Origin of the sequence: Dactylosporangium sp. NPDC048998 (assembly GCF_043197855.1) — a bacterium.
Taxonomy (GTDB): domain Bacteria; phylum Actinomycetota; class Actinomycetes; order Mycobacteriales; family Micromonosporaceae; genus Dactylosporangium.
This window is the reverse complement of record NZ_JBICTV010000039.1, coordinates 37,059-60,034: the sequence shown is the minus strand read 5'-3', so window position 1 is coordinate 60,034 and position 22,976 is coordinate 37,059. Positions and strand designations below refer to the sequence as shown.

The window sequence follows — 22,976 nt, the reverse complement described above, 5'->3', positions numbered from 1 at the left end:
AGAAAGTCCGAGTTGTCCGCTACTCAGCTATCCGCGGATCAAGAGATCCGGACCGGCCGGGCCCCGGCCGGTCCGGCGAAGCCGGCGCGCCCTGGCCGTCTGCCATTCGCACGAGCGCGCCGGGCTTTGTTCGACGTGGTTCGACGCACACGGCCTTATGCGTGGCCGCTCGGCTGGAGACTCGCCCGCCGGGCGCGCGGGCCGCCGACGGGGCCGGGCAGCGATCGAACCGTCGCCAACAGGGTGATCACGCCGCGGCCCTCGACGTGGACGCCCTGGAAGCCGCGCGCCGTGCGGGCCTGGCAGGCGACGCCGAGGACCTGCGCGGCCCGCACGAGCAGGCGCACGGTCGACCAGTCCCGCGCGCACAGCCGCAGCCCGGCGGCCGACACCTTCGGCGCCGCCGTCAGCAGCGCCGAACGCCACACCGCCGCGGCCCGTGTCCGCAACGCCGGCTCGTCGGCCGCGCCGTTGCCGAGCAGAAGCCCGGCGTTGCGGATCCACTCGCCGCGCAGCCGGCCGACCACGATCGACGGTTCGGCACCGCCGACGTCGACGACGAACGTCTCGTACCGCCGCCGGATGCCGGCCACCCGCCGGCCGGTCCGGCACGTCGCCTCGGGCACGGCCCGCATCACGTCGGTGAACCTTGCCGCCGCCGGTTCGGTCTCGAACTCGACCTGCAGCCGGCTGTCCGCCGAGGCACCGACCACCGCCCACGCGTCCTTCCCGCGGCCGGCGTTCGCGTCGTAGTGCAGCCTCGTCGTGCCGGCCAGCAACATCAGGCTGGCCTCGAACAGGTCGGCGTCGCGGTCATCGGGCATGACCGTGACCCCGGCGTCGGTTCGGCGGGAGGATGCGGAACCAGTACGAGCCGTAGCCCGGAAGGGTCAGCAGGTAGGGCCGCAGGCCGATGCTGGGGAAGCGGGTGTCGCCGGTGAGTTCGATCGGGGTGTGGCCGTGGAACCGGTTGCCGAGCGGGAGCTGTACCGGCTGTGGATGGCGGGACAGGTTGTGCACGCACAGCAGGACTTCGTCGTCGGTGTCGTCCGCCGCCGGTGAGCCGTGTTCGCGCAGGAACGCCAGGACGGCCTCGTTGGAGCCGCCGAGGTCGGTGAGGTCGCCGAGGGCGAAGGCGGGGTGTTGTTTGCGGATGGCCAGCATTTTGCGGGTCCAGTGCAGCAGCGACGCCGGTTCCTGCAGTTGCCGTTCGACGTTGACCGACTGGTAGCCGTACACCCAGCCGTTGTTCATCGGCAGGTACAGCTGGCTGGGGTCGCAGCGGGAGAAGCCGCCGTTGCGGTCGACGTTCCACTGCATCGGGGTGCGGACGCCGTCGCGGTCGCCGAGGTAGACGTTGTCGCCCATGCCGATCTCGTCGCCGTAGTAGATGACCGGCGAGCCCGGCAGTGACAGCAGCAGCGAGGTGAACAGCTGGATCTGGTCGCGGTCGTTGCCCAGCATCGGGGCGAGCCGGCGGCGGATGCCGAGGTTGAGCCGCATGCGCGGGTCGCGGGCGTACTCGCTGTAGAGGTAGTCGCGTTCCTCGTCGGTGACCATTTCGAGGGTGAGCTCGTCGTGGTTGCGCAGGAACGTGCCCCACTGGCAGCGTTCGGGGATTTTCGGGGTCTGGGCGAGGATCTCCGAGATCGGCGTGCGGGATTCCTTGCGGACTCCCATGAAGATGCGGGGCATCAGGGGGAAGTGGAAGGCCATGTGGCACTCGTCGCCGCCGGTGGCGGGGTCGCCGAAGTATTCGACGAGGTCCGCCGGCCACATGTTGGCCTCGGCGAGCAGGACGGTGCCGGGGTACTCGTCGTCGACGATCTTGCGGATGCGTTTGAGGTATTCGTGTGTCTGCGGCAGGCTGGCGCAGTCGGTGCCCTCGCGTTCGAACAGGTACGGCACCGCGTCGAGGCGGAAGCCGTCGATGCCCAGGTCGAGCCAGAAGCGCACCACGTCGAGCATCGCGTCGGCGACGGCCGGGTTGTCGTAGTTGAGGTCCGGCTGGTGGTGGAAGAAGCGGTGCCAGTAGAACTGCTGCCGCAGCGGATCGAAGGTCCAGTTCGACGGTTCGGTGTCGGCGAAGATGATCCGCGCGTCGGGGTATTCGGTGTCGGTGTCGCGCCACACGTAGTAGTCGCCGTAGGGGCCGGTCGGGTCCCGCCGTGACTCCTGGAACCAGTGGTGGGTGTCGGAGGTGTGGTTGAGCACGAGGTCGGTGATGACCCGGATGCCGCGGGCGTGTGCCTCGTCGAGCAGGGTGACGAAGTCCTCGATGGTGCCGTACTCCGCGCTGATGCTGTAGTAGTCGCGGATGTCGTAGCCGCCGTCGCGGCGGGGCGAGTCGTAGAACGGCGGCAGCCACAGGCAGTCCACCCCGAGCCACTGCAGGTAGTCCAGCTTGGACACCAGCCCCAGCAGGTCGCCGCATCCGTCGTTGTTGGAGTCGAAGCACGCCTGGGTGAGGACCTCGTAGAACACCGCGCGCCGGTACCAGTCCTGCTCGACCGGCATGCGTCGGGCCTGGGCCGTCACCGGCGTCACAGGGGAAAGGGTCATGGGAGTCGTCCCGTCTGAAGGATGGCGGGGGATTGGAGGTGGTGCGGTATGGCGGGATGGGTGGTGCGGCTACCGGACCGAGCCGGCGAGCATGCTCTGCAGGAAGAACCGTTGGAACAGGAAGAAGACCAGCAGCGGTACCGCCATCGACACGAACGCGCCGGGAGCGACCACGTCGATGTTGGATGGGAACGAGCGCATCTGCTCCTGCAGCACCGCCGTGATCGGCGCGTGGTCCGAATGGGCGAAGACGAGGGCGACGACCAGGTCGTTCCACACCCACACGAACTGGAACACCGCGAGCGACGCCAGCGCCGGGGCGCCCAGCGGCAGCACGACCCGCCGGAAGATCGCGAACTCGCCGCCGCCGTCCATCCGCGCGGCCTCGATGAGGTCCGCGGGGATCGCCGCGTAGAAGTTGCGGAGCAGGAAGATGGCGAACGGCAGCCCGAAGGCGACGTGGAAGGCCACCATCGCGGGGATGGTCCCGGAGACGCCCAGCAGGCGGAACACCCGCGCGTCGGGCAGGATCGCCACCTGCACCGGGACGGCGATGAGCGCGACGAGCGCCGCCGTGACCGCCTGCCGGCCGCGGAACTCCAGCCACGCCAGTGGATACGCGGCGGCGGCGCCGATGGCCACCACGAGCACCGTCGCCGGGAGCGAGATCAGCACCGTGTTCCACATGGCGTGGGTGATCCGGCCGTCGGCGAGCAGGTTCTGGTAGTTGCGCAGCGTCAGCTGGGCCGGCTCGCGAAGGACCGTCCACCAGCCCGTGTCGCTGTTGTCGGCCGGGCTGCGCAGGCTGGTGAGGGCGAGGCCGAGGGTCGGCACCAGCCACCACAGGCCGATGGCGAGGACGGCGACCTGGGCGGCGCTGCGGCCGAGCCGCCGCGCGGCGCGGACGGCCGGTGCCGGCCGGGGCGGTGCGGACGGCGGCTCGGTGCCGGCGGGCTGCAGTTCCGGCACGTCGACCGGGGCGAAGATGCTCACCGCTCGTTCCTTCGCAGGCGATGGACGTTGAACAGCACGCCGGGCAGGGCGAGCACGAGCAGGAGCACGCCCAGGGCGCTGCCCCGGCCGAGGTTGTCGAACGACGAGCGCCACATCTCGAGCGCGACGACGGACGCCGGGCCCTGTGCCGACTCGGGGGCGACGACCAGCACCAGATCGAACACCTTGAGCACGTTCACCGTGAGCGTCAGCAGGATGACCACCACGATCGGGCGCATCAGGGGTACGGTCACCCGCCGCAGGATCTGCCACTCGCCGGCACCGTCGACCCTGGCGGCCTCGATCGTCTCCTTCGGGATCGCCGCCAGTCCGGCCGTCACCAGCACCATCGCGAAGCCGGCCCAGATCCAGACGTACGTGCCGATCATCGCCGGGGTGACGAGGGACGGGCCGAGCCAGGTCAGGCCGGCGAACGGCTCGGTGAAGTTGCCGGCGGCCAGGCGCACGACGTAGCCCCGCCCGGTCAGTTGCGGCAGGGCGAAGGTGCCGTCCGCCTGGGTGCGGGTGCGGGCGACGACCGCACCGTCGCGCAGCACCTCCACGTCGACGTCGGGCAGGCCGAGCTCACCGGCGTCGACCGCGCCCGGCCGCCCGCCCGCCGCGGTGAAGTCGGACCAGACCACGCCGTGGATCCCGGTCACCGCGCGGCCCGAGCCGGCGGCCTGCGTCGCGGACTTCGGCAGCTGCCGGGGCGCCAGCCCGACCAGCGGCAGCAGCACGGTCTCGTCGTCGGCGACGGTGCGGCTGGTCTGCAGGCCGCCGTCGCGCGGCACGAGGCCCTGCCCGTCGCGCGCCCGCGCGCCGTGGTACAGCGAGGGCGGCACGAAGGCGTCGTGGACGCCGACGACGACCGCGTTGAGGAAACCCCGGTCGGGACTCTCGTCGTACACGAGCCGGAACGTGATCCCGGCGCAGACCAGCGAGATCGCCATCGGCATGAACAGCACGACCCGCAGGGCGGTGCTGCGCCGGATCCGCTGGGCGAGGACCGCCACCACCAGCCCGGCGGCGGTGACGAGGTTGGGCGCGACGACGATCCAGACGGCGTTGTTGAGCAGCGCACGACGGGTCTGCGGCGCGGTGAAGATGTCGAGGTAGTTGCCCGCCCCGACCACCTTGCGGCCGGCCGCGTCGTGGAGGCTCCACCACACCGTCTGCCCGATCGGGTACACGACCAGGGCGGCCACCATCAGCAGGGCCGGCGCGAGGAACCAGGCCGCGGTCGAGACCCGGCCCGTGCGAGCCATGGTGCGAGCCATCACATGCTCCCGTACGCCACGACCGCGGCGGCCTCGAGCCGGGCCGCCACGACGGCGGGATCGGTGCGCGGCGCGCCGAGGTACTGCTGCAGCAGCCGCCACATGCTCGCCCCGTTGCCGCCGCCGAAACCGCTCGGCGTCATGTCGGACAGGTCGAAGCGCAGCGTGGGCGCGTGCAGCAGGTTCTCGGCGAGCGCCCGGGTGGTCGCGTCGGGATAGGCGGCGGTGTCGAGGTCGAGGTTGACCGACAGGAACCCGCCCTGGCGGGCCATGATCGCGGCCGCCTCCGGAGACGCCAGATAGGCCATGAGCGCCATCGTCACCGGCCGGTCGGTGAATGCCACCGCGGCGTCGCCGCCGGCGATGACCGCGCTGTTGTCGCCGTTCACGGACGGCCAGGCGAAGTACCGCGCGCCGTCGCCGACCCGGTAAAGGCCGAGCTTGGCGATCTCCGTGGTGACGAAGTCCGCCTCGTACAGCATCGCCGACCCGGGCCGGCGGCCGAACACGTCGGCGACCGAGCGGGTGAACGTGGTCTGCAGCGCGCCCTCCGGACCACCCAGCAGGAACCGTGGCGAGGCCCAGTAGCGGCCCATGACGCGCAGGGTCTCCACCACCGTCGGATCGGTCCAGGGCAGCTGGTGCACGGCCAGCCGGTCGTACGCCTCGGTCCCGGCCAGGCGCAGGTAGACGTTCTCGAACCAGTCGGTGAGCGGCCAGCCGTCGGCGCCCGGCACGGTCATCGCCGCCGTACCGGAGTCGACGAGCGTCTGCGACACCGTCTCCAGTTGGGCGAGCGTCGTCGGAGGCGTGACGCCCGCCGCGGCGAACGCATCGGTTCGGTACCAGATGACCGACTTGTTCGCGGCCTTGAAGTACACCCCGTAGAGCCGCCCGCCGACGCTGCCGAAGCGCTGCCACTGCGGCGAGAAGTGGGCGCGGACCGCCTGCTCGGCCGCGCCGGTGACGGGCTTCGCGGCGCCGGTCTGCGCGTATCGGGCGATCACCCCCGGCTGGGGGATCATGGCGACGTCGGGGGGCGTGCCGCTGCCGACCCGCGCGGAGACCAGCACGTCGAGGTCGCTGCCGCCGGAGGTGTACCGCACCCGGGCACCCGTCCGCGCGGTGAAGTCGCGCAGCACCCGCTCGAAGTTCGCCTGCTCGGCCGTGGTCCAGCTGCCGACCACCTCGACCGACTGCCCCGCGTACGGCTTGCCCGCCGCCCCGGTGGCGTCGCAGGCGGCCGACATCGGCACGACGCAGCACACCAGCGCGGCGGCCCGGACGAGGCGCAACGACATCACCACCCCGGCCTCACCAGAGACTTCGGCCGCTGTCGGCGTCGAACATCATCAGGTGCTGGGTGTCCACCGCGACCATGATCGCGTCGCCGACGCCGGCGCTCGAGTGGCGGCTCACCCGGGCCACCATCGTCGGTACGGGGAGCTGGCCGCTGTCCACATCGGCCAGCTCGACGTGAACGACCCGGTGCGCGCCGTCGGGCCGCACCCGCCGGACGACCCCGTGGAGCACGAGGACGGCGGGCCCTGCGGCGGCGGGCCGCCCGACCAGCGCGTCCTGCAGATGCTCGGGCCGGACCCCGAAGACGACGGGCCGGCCGAGGTGCCGCCGCAGCGACGGGCGCAGCCGCAGCAGCCCCGGCACCGGCACCTGCTGGCCGCACACGGCGAGGACCGGGGTGCCGAGCCGTTCGACGAGCGCCGCCCGCACGAGGTTGACCGGCGGCTCGGCCGCGAGCAGCGGGCCGGCGTCCCGGACAAGCACATTGCCGATGCTCATCGGCCTCCCCTGTCGCGCGTACCGTCTGTCAGACGAGTGTTGGCCTCGACGAGCCCGCGCACCAGGGGCGGCCGCGACGTGTGACCGTTCCGCAAGACGCCTCACAAGATCGCCAAGGCCGCGTGCCCGGCGTGCCCCGCGTGCCCCGTTGTGCCCCGTTGTGCCCCGGAAGGCTCGAACCCGTGGGCGTGGCCTGCGCGGCCGTGCCCGCCGGCGGGACCGGCCCGGCCGAAGGTTGCCAATTGGTGGCCTGCGGCAGGACCCGGGACGGCCGAACGCGACTTACGATCCGGACCGAGACACCCCCTTCTCTCGCCCGTATAGGAGAGTGTGGTTCGACAGCGGGCAGGCACTGGCAGCACCGGCGACGCTGCGGTCGACCCTGCGCTCTTGGCCGGCTTCACCATCGCCGTGATCAGCCATCGCCGCCGACACCGTCTGGGTGACGTGCTTGAGCAGCACGGCGCCCGGATTGTGTCGGTTCAGGGCGTCCGAGCGGTGCCGCAGCCCGACCCGGAGGCGATGGGCCGGGCCACCGCCGCGGTCCTCGACGGGCAGGTGGACGACGTCGTCGCCGCGTCCGCGGCCGGGGTGCGGGCCTGGCTGAGCGCGGCGCCGGAACCGGCCCGGCTCCTGGCGGTGCTGCGCTCGGCCCGGCTCCTGGCCGCGGACGCCCGCACCGCCGATGCCCTGCGGGCGGCCGGGCTGCACGAGGTCATGTCGACCGCGGCCGGGTCCGCGAGCCAGCTGTACCGGTACCTGCTGACCCACGAGCCGGCCGGTCGGCGCATCGCCGCCCAGTTGGACGCGCCGGAGCAGGCCGAGGCGTGCCGGTCGTTACGGATCCGCGGCGCCGACGTGGTCGAGGTGCCCACATATGTCCCGCAACCCCCCAACGACGTGCTCGGGGTGCGCCGGGTCGTCGAGCTGATGAGCCGCCGGCAGCTCGACGCGGTCGCCTGGCTCGACCCGGTGGGGGCCGAGCACGTCCTGCGGTTCGCGACCGCGCACGGGCGGCTGCCCGCCGTGGTCGCCCAGCTCGGCGTGCACATCCCGGCCGTCTGCTTCGGCCCGCTCGCCGCCGCCACGCTGCGCGGGCACGGGATGGAACCGGCCCTGCCGCCGATGCCGTTCGACGAGGAGTCGGCCGCGCTGCTGGCCACGTCGGTCCTCGACCGGGTGGTGCGCGCCACCGTCGACGGCCTGGCCTTGGAGGTGCGGGGGCACGCCGCGATGGTCGACGGGCGGCTCTTCCCGATCCAGCGCGGCCCCATCGACGTGCTGCGGGTCCTGGCGCAGTCACCGGACCGGGTGCTCTCCAGCGCGGACATCCGGCGGCTGGTGCCCGGCCTGGCCGAGGTCGACGACCACGCGATCGAGATGGCCGTGTCCCGGCTACGCCGGGCGGTGCCCGGGCTCAACCTCGTCCAGACGGTGATCAAGCACGGGTACCGCCTCGCCACCTGAGCCGGTGGCGGCTACCGCAACGCCGCGCAGGCCCGGCCTAGTAACTCCATTGTGGACGGATGGTCAGGATCGGAGCCGGTCCCGCAGTGCGGACCAGGCCTGGCCGGCGTCGGGCGTGCGGCGGATCTGCTCGGCGATCCGTTCGGCGGCCGTGCGGTAGGACGTGTCGTTGAGGATCTTGTGGACCGCGCCGGCCGACCTGGCCGGTTCGTCGATGGCGATGCCGGCCCCGGCCGCGGCGACCCGCTCGGCGTTCATCGGTTTCTCGGCGCCCTTGGGCCACAGCACCATCGGGATGCCGTGGCTCATGGCGGCCAGCACGGTCCCGGCGCCGCCCGCGGCCACGACGCCCGAGACGCCGGTGGCGAGCAGTTGGGCCATGGGCACGAAGCCGACGAAGCGGACGTTGACCCGGGTGTCGGCCAGCGGACGTGCGGCGCCCGGCGCGACGGCGGCGAGCACGTCCACGTCGTCGACTGCGGCCACGGCGTCCACGAGGGCGTCGAGCATCCCGGTGTCGAGCAGGACGGTTCCCAGGGTGACGAGCACGCGGCGGCGCGGTCCGGGTCCGGCGAGCGGTGGTAGGTCGGCCGGGGTCGATCCGGCGTACGCCCGGGTCCGGATCGGCAGCCGGTCGCCCGGCGGTGACCAGTGCGGGCCGTGCAATGCCGGCGGCCAGGGGTCCACGAGGGCCAGGCGGCCGGCTCGGTCCAGGCCGCGTTGCGCGTAGCGCGGTGCCAGGAGGGTCTGCATGGCGGGCGCCAGCGGCGGCGGTGACACCGGCAGGCCGATGGCATGCTGGATCAGCGGCACCCGCAGCGCGGAGGCCACCATCGGGCCGACCGCGTCGTACTCGTCGGCGACGATGACGTCGGCGCCGAACCCGCGTGCCTGGGCCAGCGTCTCGTCGAAGGTCAGGTCGACCCGGGTGGCGGCGAAGAACGAGGCCACCGGGAAGACGTCCCGCAGGTCCGTCATGTCGGCCCCGCCGGTGCGGCGGGCGTTCTCCGCCAGCAGTTCGTCCGGGTCCGGGCCGGTGTGGCGCACCGGGAGTCCGTTGACCAGGTGCGCCATCGACGGTGGTACGGCGACGGCGGCCTGGTCGCCGGCGTCGGCCACCGCTTCGGCCAGCGGGAGCAGGGGCAGGAGGTGGCCGTAGATCGGGACTGCGGTGAACAGCACACGCATGGCGCCGAATTATCCGGCGTCGCCGGCGCGGCCGTCCACCCGCGGCGCCGTGGCCGGCGCTGCCGGCCACGGCCCGTCAGTTCAGGCGTCGTCGTCGAGCACCGTCAGCCATGCGAAGCCGTCACCGATCACGGCGCCGATGGGTGCCGAGATAGTGATCTTGTACCGCAGTGCGGCGGTGTTGACGACCGTATTGCCGACGATCGGCACCTCGATGGTCGCGGCGGTCGCCCCCTTGGGAAGGGTGACCGGGAACGACCCGAGCGGCACCTGCCCCGCCGAGGCGGACCCGCTCGCCGCCGTCTGGACCTGGATCGTCGCGTCCTGCTTGAGCTTGCCGCTCAGGTTCAGCCGCATCGTCGCGGTGCCCGGACCGTTCCCCTCCTGCACCGTCGCGTCGGCGATGCTGACCCGCACGGCCGAGGTGGCGACACCGCCGCCGACGCCGGGCGTGTCGAACGCGATGTCGGACAGGTACGCCCCACCCGTCCCGGTGGCGGGGCGCACGTTCACCGAGCGGACGTTGCGCAGGTCCACGCCGGACAGCGAGGCGAGCGGCACCCGCACGGTGCGCAACCACGTCTTGCCCAGGAGGTTGATGCCGTTCGTGGTGTTCGTCGACGACGGAAACCGGGTGAGTGCGGGACTGACGTCCCCGACGCGCACGGTCGCCGACCCGCCGTCCTTGTCGACGAGGGTGACGTCGAGGTCGACGTCGGCGGCCGACGATTCGTCGCGGGCCACCCGGAAGGTGAGCGCGTCGTACTTCGTGACGCTCCAGTCACCCGGTCCGAGGGCCACCCGCACCTCGGGGTTCACCGAGGACGCGCTCCACTGCAGCCGTAGCACCGGGCTGATCGGGACCGACGGGGCGAACGTCGCCGGCGTCCAGTGCGGGACCTTGGACGTCGCGGTGGTCGACGAGCACGGGGTGTCGCCGGGCCGCACTCGCGCCGCCACGCTGTAGCAGTACGCGCCGAGGTCGAAGCCGGTGACCGAGACGTTGCCCGCCGGGCGCTCCAGCGGGGCGAGGTCCAGCCGGCGCGAGCCGGGCTGCTGCGCCTGGGCGTACACGACAGCGCGACCGGCCGAGGGAACCGTGCCGTTCGTGCCGTCGAACAGCGGCAGGAACGCCGTCTCCCCACCCTGCACGAGCCGGAAGAAGCCGGCCATGTAGGCGGTGCCGACGGCACGCTGCTCGGCACTCGTCAGCCGGGTCGGTGCGCCGCCGCCGCACACCGCGTCGGTGGAGGCCGACCAGTCGTCGCTGGACGGCGCGACCGAGACGCCCGGCGTCCACTCGGTGTTGAAGAAGTTGTGGTCGGCCCCCATGACCATGAGGGAGGAGCGCAGCACGTCGTCCTTCACCGAGTAGCGGGTGTCGTCGTAGAAGTGCTGTCCCTGCTGGTTGGAGACGTCACCGTCGCAGTACGGCAGCATCACCAGCATGGGAACGTCCGGCAGCGTCGGCCGGCCGAAGTCGACCGGGGCGAGCGGAAGGACGGCGCGGATGCCGTACGGGTGCGCCCGGTCGGCGTTGAGCAGCGCGGCCTCGACCACGCCCTCGCCGCCCCGCGAGTGCCCCATCAGGCCGACGTTGCTCAGGTCCAGCCGGCCGGCCAGCGGGTGCTTGCCCGGACCGGTCTCGGCGCTCCATTTCGCCAGCAGGTCGAGGTGGTCCATGACCAGTTGACCGCGGGCCAGGGCGCCGTTGTCGTCGGTGAAGCTCGCGTCCTTGGCATTGATGCCGTCGGCGCTGACGGACACGACGATGTAGCCGTGGGTTGCCAGGGCCTGCGCGGTCTCCGTGTAGCCGAGGTAGCTGTCGATGGGCTTGAAGCCGGTCGCGCACGGCCAGTTGGTGTTGTTGGTCTGCCGGGTGGCCGGGTTGTAGCACGCCGAGTGCCGCCCGTGCAGGAAGATCACGACCGGGCGGGCGCCTTTCGCCCCGGCCGGTGCGTAGACCGCGGCGCGCAGCTCGACGGGCAGATCGCTGAGGCCGGACAGGGTCGTGGCGGTGTCGCCGAGGTCGTAGTCGAGCCGCTCGACCTGGAACGGCCCGGGCTGCGCGGGGTCGGTGTAGAGCTGCTTGCGGGCCAGCCCCTTCGGGGTGGTGGGTGCCGCGGCGGACTTCGGCGGCGCCGCCTGGGAGCCGGGCACCACGCCGTTCCAGGCGACGTCGACGCGCTTGGCGTCGGTAACGCCGGCGTCGGTGGTCTCCACGGTGAGGGTGAGACCGTCGGCGGACTCCGTGGCGGCACCGATGACACGTCCGTCGACGGCGATCTCCGGCACGGCGTCGCGGACCGGCAGCGGCTCGCCGAGGCGGAGCGACACCCGTGCGCCGCCGTCCGGGAGGTTTTCGACGGTGAAGCCGTCGGTGTTCACGGCCTCGTCGCCGGGATCGGCGCCGGCGGGCGTGGTCATGAGGCCGGATGCGGCGATGCAGCCGGCGAGCATCGCGGCCGGGAATGCGGCCGCCCGTCGGCGTCGACCCGGTAGCCGGGCGAAACGAAACATATGCGCTCTCCTTCACGCACTGAAATGTTTCAGTGCGTGACGGAACGTACGAGCGTCGTGTTCCAGGAAGCCGCCATCAATGCGACGGTCCTGTTACCGGGGCGCACGGAATTGTTTCCTGCCGCGCCGCAGAACTCCGATATTTCCACGTCGTGCCGCACGGCGAATGGCCAGGTGGCAGCTTTCTTCGAGTGACTTCGGAGTCCGCGAGCGGCGTTTCGGCCCCGGTTTGCCGGAAATCGGCGGAAGCCGCGCTCGGAAAACGCCTCCGGAGGTAACGCATGGACATTGCGATCCGCCTTTTATCGGCGGTGCCGCACCGCGTCCGCGGTGCGGCACCGATTCGAGCGGTCATTCGGGCAGTCAGTTCAAAGCGGTCAGTTGAACAGGCCGTAGACGGAGTCGGGGGCCGGGATCGCGTCGGTCGGCTCGGTGATGGGCAGGACCGAGCCGAAGCCGGTGAACGTCAGCTCCATCGCCAGGTCCGGATCGATTGACGCGCCCTGGATGTTGAAGGCGGTCAGGCGGCCCCGGTCGTCGATGGTGGCGGTGAAGGGGACGGATCTGGCCTTGGCGCCGGCCTTCTTCAGGACGTCGTCGGACGGGGTCAGCACGCTGTTGGCGGCGGTCACGTCGACCGTGCCGGTGAAGTGGGTGGCGTCGGTGCGCTCGACCTCACCGAGACCGTTCTTGAACAGCTCGGTGATGCCCAGTTCCGGTGCGCCGGTCTCGTCCTCGGATAAGCGCCGTCTCGCGCAGAACGTTGTCCTGCACTTTCGGAGAATGCCGCAATCGGGGAGTGATTGTGCACGGTTGAGTGCGGTCCATTCGGCACGTTCATGGTGCGACGTCGCGGCGGCTGACCGCCGGCGTCGCAACTCCGGCGCCGCCGGCACCTTCGTGGAACTGCCGGGCTCCCGCCAGCCGGGCCAGCTGCTCGACACGGCGGCCACCGGGCTGACGCGGACGTCCACCAACAGCGGCGATGCGGGCGTGCACGTCTTCCAGATCCGGCCGTCGACCGCCGGGACGGAGTGACCCGCGGGGAACGGCAGAGCCCCTGGCCGGCGGGTGACGCCGGCCGGGGGCCGTCGACGGGTCAGGGCGCGGCCGGGGTGAGCCCGCCGGTCGTGGCCCGCCGCGCGGCCTCCTTGTCCTCCAGGTAGCTCCGCCGCGGCCGGCGCGAAACCGACGACGAGCGTCACGCTCCAGCGCAGGACGGTGACGAGCTGACGGCCTGCCGGCGGCGCCGGGCTCAGCCGGGCCGCTCGGGCCGGGCACCGGTGGGCGAGGCCGGCGGCCCATTGCGGCCGTTGGCCTGGCTGATGGCGGCGAGCCAGATCCCGCCCGCCATGGCGAGCACGCCGACGGCTTGGAAGCCGATCTGCGGCCAGGCGGTGGAGAGGCCTTCGTGGAAGGCGGTCACGCCGATCAGCACGCTGGTAAGCGGGTCCAGGATGACGATCGCCGTGAGCGGCACGGCGATCCGGCCGCTCTGGAAGGCGTGCTGGTTCAGCACGACGGCACAGCCGCCGACGACGGCCAGCACGTAGACCTGCGGCGACGTCAACACCGACAGCGGATCGGTGGTGAGTTCCTCCGCGAGCGTCTTGAGCAGGGAGGCGCCGATGCCGAAGAGCAGTCCGGTGGCGATGCCGAGCAGGGCGCCGCGCAGCGGACCGGTCGCACGCCCGGCGGCCACGAGGCAGACGGCCAGGGCGGGGCCGGCCCACAGCGCGACGCCCAGCCAGCCGGCCAGCGACGGCTGGGGCACCCCCGGGCGCGGTTGCGCGGCGAGCAGGAAGACGACCAGCCCGCTCCCGCCGAGCGCCACGATGCCGAAGTCCCACACGTGCATCCGGCGCCGGTTGAGGGCGGCGGCCAGCGGGATGGCCAGGAAGAGCCCGCTGATGAGCAGCGGCTCGACGAACGTCAGCGGGGCGCGGCTGAGTGCGAGCGCCTGCAGGCCGGCGCCGACGGCTTCCGGGATCCAGCCCAGTAGCCACCTCGGCTGGTGCGCCAGCCGTAGGATCAGGCGCGGGTCGAGCGACCGCGACGTCTGCTCCCGCTTGGCCGCGCTCTGCTCCAGCGCGGATGCGACGGCGAAGCAGACGGCCGAGCCGACGCCCGCGAGCACCGCGACGAGGTCCACGGGCGCGTCCGCCGGCCGCCGGGCCGCCGGTCAGCGCCGCGCGGCCGGAATGCCGTTCCTCGTCGGTCGGACAGCACTCGTTGCGCGCATATGCGCTGTCCTACCACGATTCGCGCGGGTTAATCCTGCGGGCCGCCGCGGCGGGCCGGGCGGATGGGAGCCTGGTGCGCGACGGCGGAGTGCTCGGCGGATGAACGTCACATCGTCGAGGATGAACTCGCCCGGTTCACCTAATCGGCGCCGCCGAGCGTGATGCGGGATGGTGGGCGGGTAAGGCATCATGGTGGCCCTGGTCGCCCGGGTGGACCGTTACCAGCGCCGGCGCAGCTGGTTGGGGTTCCCCCTGGCGGTGATCTACAAGTTCTTCGACGACCGCGGCCCGTATCTCGCCGCGATGGTGACGTACTACGGGTTCGTCTCGCTGTTCCCGCTGCTGCTGCTGTTCCTCGGCGCGCTCGGCTTCTTCCTGGAGGCCAATCCCGGCCTGCGCGAGCAGCTGGTGCATTCGGCGCTGGCGGGCCTGCCGGTCATCGGGCCGCAGTTGCAGCGCAACATCACCGGGTTCAGCGGCAGCGGCACCCGCCTGGCGTTCAGCATCCTCGGGGCCCTGTACGGCGGGCTGGGGGCGATGCAGGCCGCGCAGGCCGGGTTCAACCAGATCTACGGCGTTCCGCGCAACGAGCAGCCCAACCCGGCGTTGTCCCGGCTGCGCAGCCTCGGGTTGCTGCTGGTGCTCGGCGGCGCGGTGTTGCTGTCGACGGCCGCCGCGACGCTGGTGGCGGCCGCCGACGCGATCGCCGGAGAGCTCGGGTTCGGCGTACGGCTGCTGGGCTACCTGCTGTCGTTCGCGATCAACGTCGGGCTGTTCACCGCGGCGATGCAGCTGCTGACCGCCCGGAACCTGCACATCCGCCAGGTCATCACCGGCGGGTTGATCGCCGCCGCCTTCTGGGCGGTGCTGCAGGCCGAGGGCGCCCGTTTCCTCGCCCACTGGCTCCGCCACGCCAGCGCGCTCTACGGCACGTTCGGACTGGTGCTGGCCGCGCTCGTCTGGATCTACCTGCAGGCGCTCGTGCTGATGCTGTCGGCCGAGATCAACATGGTGGCCAGCCATCGACTGTGGCCCCGGGCGCTGCTCACCCCGTTCACCGACGACGTCGAGCTGACCGAGGCCGACCGGCGGCTGTACACCATGTACGCCGCCGCGCACCGGTTCAAGGGCTTCGAGACGGTGCGGGTCAGCTTTTCCCGCCCGCCGCGGCGGTAAGCGCCGCGGCTGAGGTGTCCACGGCCGTGCCGCAGGGTAAGCCGGGGGCATGGTGTACGCCATGGCGGTCTGCGCCGCGGCACTGACGGGGATCGGCAACGCGATCCAGCAACGCGCCGCGGCCCGCGCCCCGTCCGCTTCGGTCCTGCACTGGCGGATATTGGGGTACCTGGTCCATCAGCGGTTGTGGCTGACCGGCATGGCCGTCGCGGTGGTCGGCAACATCCTGGCCGGCATCGCCCTCGGCCTGGGCAGCGCCGCCCTGGTGGAGCCGCTGACCGTGACGGGGCTGCTGTTCGCGCTACCCATCGCGGCGGTCTGGAGCCGGTACCGGGTCGGCCGGCGGGAATGGTCGGGCGCGATCGCCGTGGTGGTCGGCGTGGTCGCGTTCCTGATCGCCGGGGACCCGAGTCCGGGCCGTCGCGCGGACGCACCGGTGTGGCAGTGGGCGCTCGCCGCGGGGGCGATCGGCATCATCACCGCCGGCCTGGTGTCGCTCGCCCGGCGGATGCGGCCGCAGCACGAGGCGGCGGTGCTCGGGCTCGGCGCCGGCATGCTCTTCGGCCTGCAGGCCGCACTGACCAGCACCGCCGTGCGCCGGCTGTTCGACCACGGGCTGCTGTTGCTGCTGGCGTCGTGGACGCCGTACGCGGTCGTGGCGGTCGCCGTGATCGGCATCCTGCTCGCGCAGAGCGCGTACAAGCTCGCTCCGCTGCCGGTGTCCTATCCGCCGGTGGTGGCGGCCGAACCCGTCGCCGGCGTCGCCATCGGGATCGGGGTGCTCGAGGGCTCCCTGCGGATGGCGCCGCTCACGCTCGCCTTCGAGATCCTGGGGCTGGCGGTGATGACCGTCGGTGTCTACACCCTGGCCGCCACGCGCCTGGTCGAGGCGCACCACCGTCCCCATCACCTCCCGCACCTGCCTCATCTTCCGCACCAGGACACCAGCTGAGCAGCGGCGTCTGCTCCCCGGCGGGCAGCCGCACGGCGGCACGGCAGGTTCACGCCGCCTGGGTGACGCCGTCGCGCGACGATAATGATCATCTGGCGGCATGGATAATCCGGAGCGGGAGCGGGTGGCATCGTTCGGGCGCCCCGAGGACGGGCTGCTCGACGCGAGCCCCTGGTACCTGTGGGGTCCGTACCTCAGCGAGCGGGCGTGGGGCACGGTACGTGAGGACTACAGCGGCGACGGTACGGCGTGGGAGGCGTTTCCGCACGACCACGCGCGGTCCCGCGCGTACCGATGGAGCGAGGACGGCCTCGGCGGCATCTGCGACGCGCAGCAGCGGCTGTGTTTCGCGTTCGCGCTGTGGAACGGGCAGGACCCGATCCTCAAGGAACGGGTCTTCGGGCTGACCGGCAACGAGGGCAATCACGGCGAGGACGCCAAGGAGTACTGGTGGTACCTCGACGCGGTGCCGAGCCACGCCTGGCTGCGCTGGCGCTACCACTACCCGCAGCGGGCCTTCCCGTACGAGCGGCTGGTCAGCGAGAACCGCGGCCGGTCCCGGCAGGAGCCGGAGTTCGAGCTGCTCGACACCGGCGTCTTCGACGACGACCGGTACTGGATCGTCGAGGCCGACTACGCGAAGGCCGACCCGGCGGACGTGCGGATCCGGGTCCGGCTGACCAACGCCGGGCCCGAGGCGGCGACGATCCATGTGCTGCCGACGGTGTGGTACCGCAACACGTGGTCCTGGGAGGCGGACGGGTCGAAGCCGCGCCTGGCCCGCGTGGACGTCGCCGGCGGGTCCGCGATCGGCATCGAGCACGAGGGCCTCGGCCCGCTGGTGCTGCAGGCCGCGCCGGCGCCGGACGGAACGCTTCCGGCGCAGCTGTACTGCGAGAACGAGACCAACACGCAACGGCTGTACGGCAGCCCGCCGGTCACGGCATACCCGAAGGACGGCATCAACGACCACATCGTCCACGGCGCCACCACCGTCAACCCGGCTCGGGAGGGCACGAAGGCGGCGTTCTGGTACCAGCTCACGGTGCCGCCCGGCGAGACGGTGCACCTGTCGCTGCGGCTGGCGCCGGACGCCGACCCGGGCGCGTTCGGCCCGGCCTTCGAGGAGGTGCTCGCCCAGCGGCGAGGCGAGGCCGACGCGTTCTACGCCGCGCTCACACCGCCCGGCACCAGCGCCGAGGACGGGATGATCATGCGGCAGGGATTCGCCGGCATGATCTGGGGCAAGCAGTTCTACCACTACGACGTCGACCGCTGGCTCAGCGGCGACCCCGCGCAGCCGTCACCTCCGCCCGCCCGCCGGCTCGGCCGCAACGCCGGCTGGCGCCACCTGGACGCCTTCGACATCATGTCCATGCCCGATCCGTGGGAGTACCCGTGGTTCGCCGCGTGGGACTCGGCCTTCCACGCCGTCGCGCTCGCCCACCTCGACCCGGCCTTCGCGAAGTACCAGCTGGTCCTGCTCTGCCGCGAGTGGTTCCAGCACCCAAACGGCGCGATCCCGGCCTACGAGTGGGCGTTCGACGACCTCAACCCTCCGGTACAGGCGTGGGCCGCGCTGCAGGTGTACCAGATCGACGGGCGGCGCGACATCGCCTTCCTGACCCGGGTCTTCTCCAAGCTGGTCCTGAACTTCACCTGGTGGGTCAACCGGGAGGACGCCGGGGGCAACAACCTGTTCGAGGGCGGGTTCCTGGGCCTGGACAACATCGGCCCGATCGACCGTTCGCACCTGCCCGCCGGGTACACCCTCGAGCAGTCCGACGCGACCGCCTGGATGGCCTTCTACTGCATCAACCTGCTGGAGATGGCCTACGAACTGGCTCGGCACAACCCGGCGCTGGACGACCTCGCCGTCAAGTTCATGGAGCACTTCGCGCTGATCTCGGAGGCGATGCGCGGCGAGGACCTGTGGGACGAGGGCGACGGGTTCTACTACGACGTCCTTCGCGGCGCCGACGGCTCCGCCGTGCCGCTGCGGGTCCGGTCGATGGTGGGCATCATCCCGCTGTTCTCCACCAAGGTCCTGCGCGAGGAGGATTTCCAGCGGGTACGCCGGCGCTGCAAGGGCTTCGCGGAGACACCCGAGCAGCATGTCCTGAACCGGGCCGACGGCGAGCGGTTCGTCAGTGTCGGCGTGGCCGCGCAGGGCCGCGTGCGCCGCATCCTGACGCACCTGTTCGACGAGGACAGCTTCCTGTCACCGTACGGGTTGCGGGCGCTGTCCCGGTGGCACGCCGAGCACCCGTTCAGCGTGCAACTGCCCGGCTACACCGCGAGCGTCGGCTACGAGCCGGCGGAGTCGAGCACCGGCATGTTCGGCGGCAACTCGAATTGGCGCGGGCCGCTGTGGGTACCGCTGAACTACCTCGTGCTGCGCACGCTGGAGGACTACCACGCGCACCTGGGCGAGACGGTGAAGGTCGAGTACCCGACCGGGTCCGGGCAGCAGCGCACCGCCGGGGAGATCGCCGAGGACCTGCGCCAGCGGATGCTCTCGCTGTACCGCCGCGGGCCCGACGGACGCAGACCCGCGCACGGGTGGGTGCGGCGTCTCCAGGAGGACCCGCACTGGCGCGACAACCTGCTGTTCTACGAGTACTTCCACGCCGACAACGGCGCCGGGCTCGGCGCGTCGCACCAGACCGGCTGGACCGGCCTGCTGGCGGAACTCGTGGCCCGGCCGACGGCGGGGCGACCGGAGCGCCCGGGGGTGCGGCGATGATCGCCTTCGGCCGGCAGGTCTGCGGCGACCTCGACCTCGCCTCCTCCCGCGAGTGGCTGGTGACCGACGGGCTCGGCGGGTATGCGATGGGCACGGTCTCCGGTCTGCGCACCCGCCGGTACCACGGGCTGCTGGTGGTTGCGTCGCCCGGGGCGAGTTCCCGCCGGCTCGGCCTCGCGGCGCTCGAGCCCGTCGTGCGGGCCGGCGAACGACTGTTCCGGCTCGCCACCGACGAATGGGCCGGCGGCGTCGTCGACCCCGCCGGTCACGTGCATCTCGCGGAGTTCAGCCTCGAGCACGGCGTGCCGAGCTGGCGCTGGGACCTCGGCGACGTGGTGCTGCAGCGCGAGCTCGCGATGGCGCACGGCCGCCCCGCGGTCGGCGTCGTGTTCCGCCTGCTGCGGGCGCCACGCCCGGTCATGCTGGACCTGATCCCGTTGTGCACGTGGCGGGACGCGCACGGCGAGCGCCACGCCGACGGCGTGCCGGAGGTGACCGCGGTCGCCGGCGGCTTCGAGTTCGAGAACGCCTACAGGGTGACCGGCCCGGACTGGCAGCCCGACGGCGACTGGTACCGCGGGGTGTACGCCCGCGAGGAGGCCGCCCGCGGGCTGAACCCGGTCGAGGATCTCTGGGCGGCCGGACGGTTCACCGCCGAGCTGGCGCCGGGCGACACCGTGCAGATCACGGCGGCCGCGGCGCCGTTCGACGGCGTCCCGCCGCCGGCCGCCCGCATCGTCAACGAGGCACGCCGGCGGGCGCGGAAGCTCGGCCGGCAGGCCGGCGCCACCGACGCGACCGGACGGCAGCTTGCGATCGCCGCCGACCAGTTCGTCATCGACACGCCCGCGGGGCCCTCGGCCGTCGCCGGCTACCCCTGGTTCGGGGAGTGGTCGCGCGACCTGATGACGTCCTTCGAAGGGCTGTTCCTGGCCACCAACCGGCACGACGAGGCCCGCGAGGTCCTGATGCGGGCCGGTGCGACGGTGTCGGAGGGGATGCTCGCCAACACCGCCGACACCGGAACGCTGGAATACAACACCGCGGACGCGGCCCTGTGGTTTCTGCACGCGATCGGCCGGTACGTCGACGCGACAGGGGACCTGGACATCGTCGACGCCCTCGGCGGCAGCATGCAGGACGTGCTCGGCCACCACCAGCGCGGCACCCGCTACGGCATCGCGGCCGACCCGGTCGACGGCCTGCTCACGCAGGGTAGCCCCGGATTCGCGCTCACCTGGATGGACGCCCGCGTCGGCGGCCGGCCCGTCACCGAACGCCGGGGGAAGCCGGTCGAGATCAACGCGCTGTGGATCGAGGGGCTCGCGGTGACCGCGGCCCTCTTCGACCGCATCGGCCGGCGAAACGACTGGGGCGCCGCCGCGGAGCTGGCCGCGGCCTCGTTCCGGCGCCGCTTCCCCCGGCCCGACGGGCTGGGACTCTACGACGTCGTCGACGGGCCGGGCGGCGACGACCCGTCCGTCCGCCCGAACCAGTTGCTCGCCGTCGGCCTGCCGCACGCGCCGATCACGGACCCGCAAGCGGTGCAGGTGTGCCGTACGGCGCTGCTCACCTCGATCGGCCTGCGCTCCCTCGCACCGGACGCGCCCGCCTACGCCGGCCGGCACAGCGGCGGCCCGACCGATCGTGACGGCGCCTACCACCAGGGCACCGTCTGGCCCTGGCTGATCGGGCCGTTCACCGACGCGTCCCTGCGCGTCGGCGCCGACACCGGCGGCCTGCTCGACGGCCTGGAACTCCACCTCGGCGAATGGGGTCTGGGCTCGGTGTCGGAGACCGCGGACGGCGACGCGCCGCACGCCGCCACCGGCTGCCCGTTCCAGGCGTGGTCGGTCGCGGAGTTCGTCCGCGCGCGCCGCGCCGTTCGATGAGGCGATCGCGTTGTCAGGATCTCGTGAGGATGGCGAGTTGCTGGGTCGCCCGGGTCATCGCGACGTAGCGGTCGACCGCGCCCTCGATGCCGCTGCCGAACTCCTCTGGGTCGATGAGGACGACCAGGTCGAACTCGAGGCCCTTCGCCAGCTCCGGGGTCAGCGACCGGACGCGGGACGTCGCCTTGCATGCGGGGTCGCCGATGACGCAGGCGATCCCGTCGGCGTGCGCGGCGAGCCAGGTGTCGAGGATCGAGCTCAGATCGGCGGCGGATCCGTGTACGACGGGGACGCCGCTGCTGCGGATGGAGGTCGGCACGTTGGCGTCCGGGAGCACGGTCCGGATGACCGGCTCGGCTTCGGTCATGACCTCTTCCGGCGTCCGGTAGTTGATGCTCAGGGAGGCCAGGTTGATCCGGTCGAGCCCGATCCGTTCGAGCCGTTCCTGCCACGACTCCGTGAACCCGTGCCTGGCCTGGGCGCGGTCCCCGACGATGGTGAGGCTGCGGGACGGGCAGCGCAGCAGCAGCATCTGCCACTCGGCGTCGGTCAGTTCCTGAGCCTCGTCCACGACGATGTGCGCGAACGGGCCGGCGAGCCGGTCCGGCTCGGTGCCGGGCAGCGCGGTCTCGTCGATCAGGGCGTCGTGGAAGTCCTCGCCACGAAGCATCGTCACCAGGCCTACACCGTATTCGTCGTCGACGGAATCGATCAGGTCGTCCACGACCCTGGTCATGCGCTCGCGTTCGGCGGCGACGGCGGCGCTGTGCCGACGCTGGCGCCGTGACGCCTCCGGGTCGCCGAGCCGCTGCCGTGCGGCGTCCAGGAGCGGCAGGTCGGACACCGTCCAGGCCTGTGCGTCTTGGCGCCGCAGCTTCTGTACGTCGTCGGGGCCGAGCCAGGGAGCGCACCTGCGCAGGTACGCGGGTACCGACCACAGGTCTGCGACGAGGTCGGCCGCCTCCAGCAGCGGCCACGCTCGGTTGAACGTCGTGAGCAGCTCTCTGTTGCGCAGCAGCGACCGGCGCAGCAGGTCGTCCGGTTCGTCGCCGTCGTACTTGTCCATCAGGATCGTGAGCAGCTCCTCCCAGATCTGGTCGCGCGCCTCGTTGTGCGGGGTGCCGGGCCCCGCCGCCTGGAACGCGTCGGCCCAGTCGTCGGCGCTCAGCCGGATGTCGGACTCGTGGGTCGTGACCGTCATCGCCTTGGCGGGCGGCTCCTCGTAGAACCTGACGGCCGCCTCGATCGCCCGCACCATGTCGGCGGACGACTTCAGGCGGGCCACGTCCGGGTCGGCCTCGACGGTCGCCGAGGCTCCCTCGGCGACGAGGTCCCGCAGGGTGCAGGTCTGCACGCCCTCCTCGCCGAGGCTGGGCAGGACGTCGGCGACGTAGGCCAGGTAGGGCTGGTGCGGACCGACGAACAGCACGCCGCCCCGGCGGTGACCCAGGCGAGGGTCGCTGTAGAGGAGGTAGGCGGTACGGTGCAGCGCGACGACGGTCTTCCCGGTGCCCGGACCGCCGTCGACGACGAGAGCGCCGCCGGATCCCGCGCGGATGATGGCGTCCTGGTCGGCCTGGATGGTGGCGAGCACGTCTCGCATCCGGGTCGACCGGCTGCTGCCCAGGCTGGCGATGAAGGCGGACTGGTCGTCGAGCGCGGCGTGCCCTGCGAACCCGTCCGGGGTGAACACCTCGTCCCAGTAGTCGCTGATCAGGCCGCGGGTCCAGCGGTACCTGCGGCGGCTCGCCAGACCCATCGGGTTGGCGTGGGTCGCGCCGAAGAACGGCTCGGCCGCGGGGGAGCGCCAGTCGAGCAGCAGCCGGCGACCCGTGCTGTCCGTGAGGCCGAGCCGTCCGACGTACACGGGGTCGGGGTTGTCCGCGCCGACGATGTGCCCGAGGCACAGATCCAGGCCGAAGCGACGCAGGGCGCGCAGGCGGGCGGTCAGCCGGTGGATCTCCAGGTCCCGGTCCATCGCCTGCTGGCCTATGCCGCCGGCTGCCTTGCGCGCGGCATCGATGCGGTCGGACAGTTCGGCGATCGACTGCCCGAGGCTCTCCGCGACGGCCGCGAAATGCTGCTCGTCGCGGGCGATCAGCTTCGGGTCGGCCTTGGGGGAGAGGTGGTCGGGAAGGTCGAACACACGCATGTCGG

The 22,976-nt window shown here is 72.2% G+C and carries 17 protein-coding genes; 6 read left to right on the top strand and 11 right to left on the bottom strand.

Annotated elements, in window-relative coordinates; genetic code table 11:
- Positions 1-155: 155 nt before the first annotated feature.
- The 6 genes from ACGFI8_RS42145 to ACGFI8_RS42120 form a co-directional block, all read right to left on the bottom strand.
- Positions 156-824 carry a hypothetical protein gene (locus tag ACGFI8_RS42145; RefSeq protein WP_392813334.1) on the bottom strand — a complete coding sequence of 223 codons (669 nt, stop codon included), beginning with the start codon at positions 822-824 and terminating at the stop codon, positions 156-158.
- The gene (gene treS / locus ACGFI8_RS42140; protein WP_392813333.1) at positions 814-2,547 is read right to left on the bottom strand and encodes a maltose alpha-D-glucosyltransferase; all 1,734 of its coding nucleotides are present in this window, start codon (positions 2,545-2,547) and stop codon (positions 814-816) included. Before treS ends, ACGFI8_RS42145 begins: the two co-directional genes overlap by 11 nt.
- Before the next feature lie 84 nt (positions 2,548-2,631).
- A complete protein-coding gene (locus tag ACGFI8_RS42135; RefSeq protein ID WP_392813331.1) occupies positions 2,632-3,555 on the bottom strand; it encodes a carbohydrate ABC transporter permease in 924 nt (307 codons plus the stop codon).
- Positions 3,552-4,823 carry a carbohydrate ABC transporter permease gene (locus tag ACGFI8_RS42130; protein ID WP_392813330.1) on the bottom strand — a complete coding sequence of 424 codons (1,272 nt, stop codon included), beginning with the start codon at positions 4,821-4,823 and terminating at the stop codon, positions 3,552-3,554. Before ACGFI8_RS42130 ends, ACGFI8_RS42135 begins: the two co-directional genes overlap by 4 nt.
- Positions 4,824-4,834: 11 nt before the next feature.
- On the bottom strand, positions 4,835-6,130 hold the full coding sequence (locus ACGFI8_RS42125) for an ABC transporter substrate-binding protein (RefSeq protein WP_392813328.1): 1,296 nt from the start codon (positions 6,128-6,130) through the stop codon (positions 4,835-4,837).
- A gap of 19 nt (positions 6,131-6,149) precedes the next feature.
- A complete protein-coding gene (locus tag ACGFI8_RS42120) occupies positions 6,150-6,635 on the bottom strand; it encodes a TOBE domain-containing protein (RefSeq protein WP_392813327.1) in 486 nt (161 codons plus the stop codon).
- Between the two features lie 390 nt (positions 6,636-7,025).
- Between ACGFI8_RS42120 and ACGFI8_RS42115 the strand changes: the two genes are divergently transcribed.
- Positions 7,026-8,102: a uroporphyrinogen-III synthase gene (locus ACGFI8_RS42115; protein WP_392813325.1), complete on the top strand. Its 1,077-nt coding sequence runs from the start codon at positions 7,026-7,028 to the stop codon at positions 8,100-8,102.
- Between the two features lie 63 nt (positions 8,103-8,165).
- Here the strand turns inward: ACGFI8_RS42115 and ACGFI8_RS42110 are convergent, their stop codons facing one another.
- Both ACGFI8_RS42110 and ACGFI8_RS42105 read right to left on the bottom strand, forming a co-directional pair.
- Entirely contained in the window at positions 8,166-9,290 is a 1,125-nt protein-coding gene (locus ACGFI8_RS42110) for a glycosyltransferase (protein ID WP_392813324.1), read from the bottom strand.
- Positions 9,291-9,371: 81 nt separating this feature from the next.
- Positions 9,372-11,810, bottom strand: coding sequence for an alpha/beta hydrolase family protein (locus ACGFI8_RS42105; RefSeq protein ID WP_392813322.1), 2,439 nt, complete (start codon positions 11,808-11,810; stop codon positions 9,372-9,374).
- A gap of 36 nt (positions 11,811-11,846) precedes the next feature.
- On the opposite strand from ACGFI8_RS42105, the gene ACGFI8_RS42100 reads away from it, so the two are divergent.
- Entirely contained in the window at positions 11,847-12,005 is a 159-nt protein-coding gene (locus ACGFI8_RS42100) for a hypothetical protein (RefSeq protein WP_392813321.1), read from the top strand.
- Positions 12,006-12,187: 182 nt separating this feature from the next.
- On the opposite strand, the gene ACGFI8_RS42095 is transcribed toward ACGFI8_RS42100, so the two are convergent.
- Positions 12,188-12,763, bottom strand: coding sequence for a hypothetical protein (locus tag ACGFI8_RS42095; protein WP_392813320.1), 576 nt, complete (start codon positions 12,761-12,763; stop codon positions 12,188-12,190).
- Between the two features lie 302 nt (positions 12,764-13,065).
- Positions 13,066-13,962: a DMT family transporter gene (locus ACGFI8_RS42090; protein WP_392813318.1), complete on the bottom strand. Its 897-nt coding sequence runs from the start codon at positions 13,960-13,962 to the stop codon at positions 13,066-13,068.
- 280 nt (positions 13,963-14,242) lie between these two features.
- Between ACGFI8_RS42090 and ACGFI8_RS42085 the strand changes: the two genes are divergently transcribed.
- From ACGFI8_RS42085 to ACGFI8_RS42070, 4 genes are all read left to right on the top strand, one after another.
- On the top strand, positions 14,243-15,229 hold the full coding sequence (locus tag ACGFI8_RS42085) for a YihY/virulence factor BrkB family protein (protein ID WP_392813316.1): 987 nt from the start codon (positions 14,243-14,245) through the stop codon (positions 15,227-15,229).
- Positions 15,230-15,278: 49 nt separating this feature from the next.
- Positions 15,279-16,181 carry a DMT family transporter gene (locus ACGFI8_RS42080; protein WP_392813314.1) on the top strand — a complete coding sequence of 301 codons (903 nt, stop codon included), beginning with the start codon at positions 15,279-15,281 and terminating at the stop codon, positions 16,179-16,181.
- 100 nt (positions 16,182-16,281) lie between these two features.
- Entirely contained in the window at positions 16,282-18,927 is a 2,646-nt protein-coding gene (locus tag ACGFI8_RS42075) for a glucosidase (protein WP_392813313.1), read from the top strand.
- Complete coding sequence (locus ACGFI8_RS42070; protein WP_392813312.1) at positions 18,924-20,819, top strand: amylo-alpha-1,6-glucosidase; 1,896 nt, start codon at positions 18,924-18,926, stop codon at positions 20,817-20,819. The genes ACGFI8_RS42075 and ACGFI8_RS42070 overlap by 4 nt, the downstream gene beginning before the upstream one ends.
- Positions 20,820-20,832: 13 nt before the next feature.
- On the opposite strand, the gene helR is transcribed toward ACGFI8_RS42070, so the two are convergent.
- Positions 20,833-22,971: an RNA polymerase recycling motor ATPase HelR gene (helR, locus tag ACGFI8_RS42065; RefSeq protein WP_392813311.1), complete on the bottom strand. Its 2,139-nt coding sequence runs from the start codon at positions 22,969-22,971 to the stop codon at positions 20,833-20,835.
- Positions 22,972-22,976: the final 5 nt, after the last annotated feature.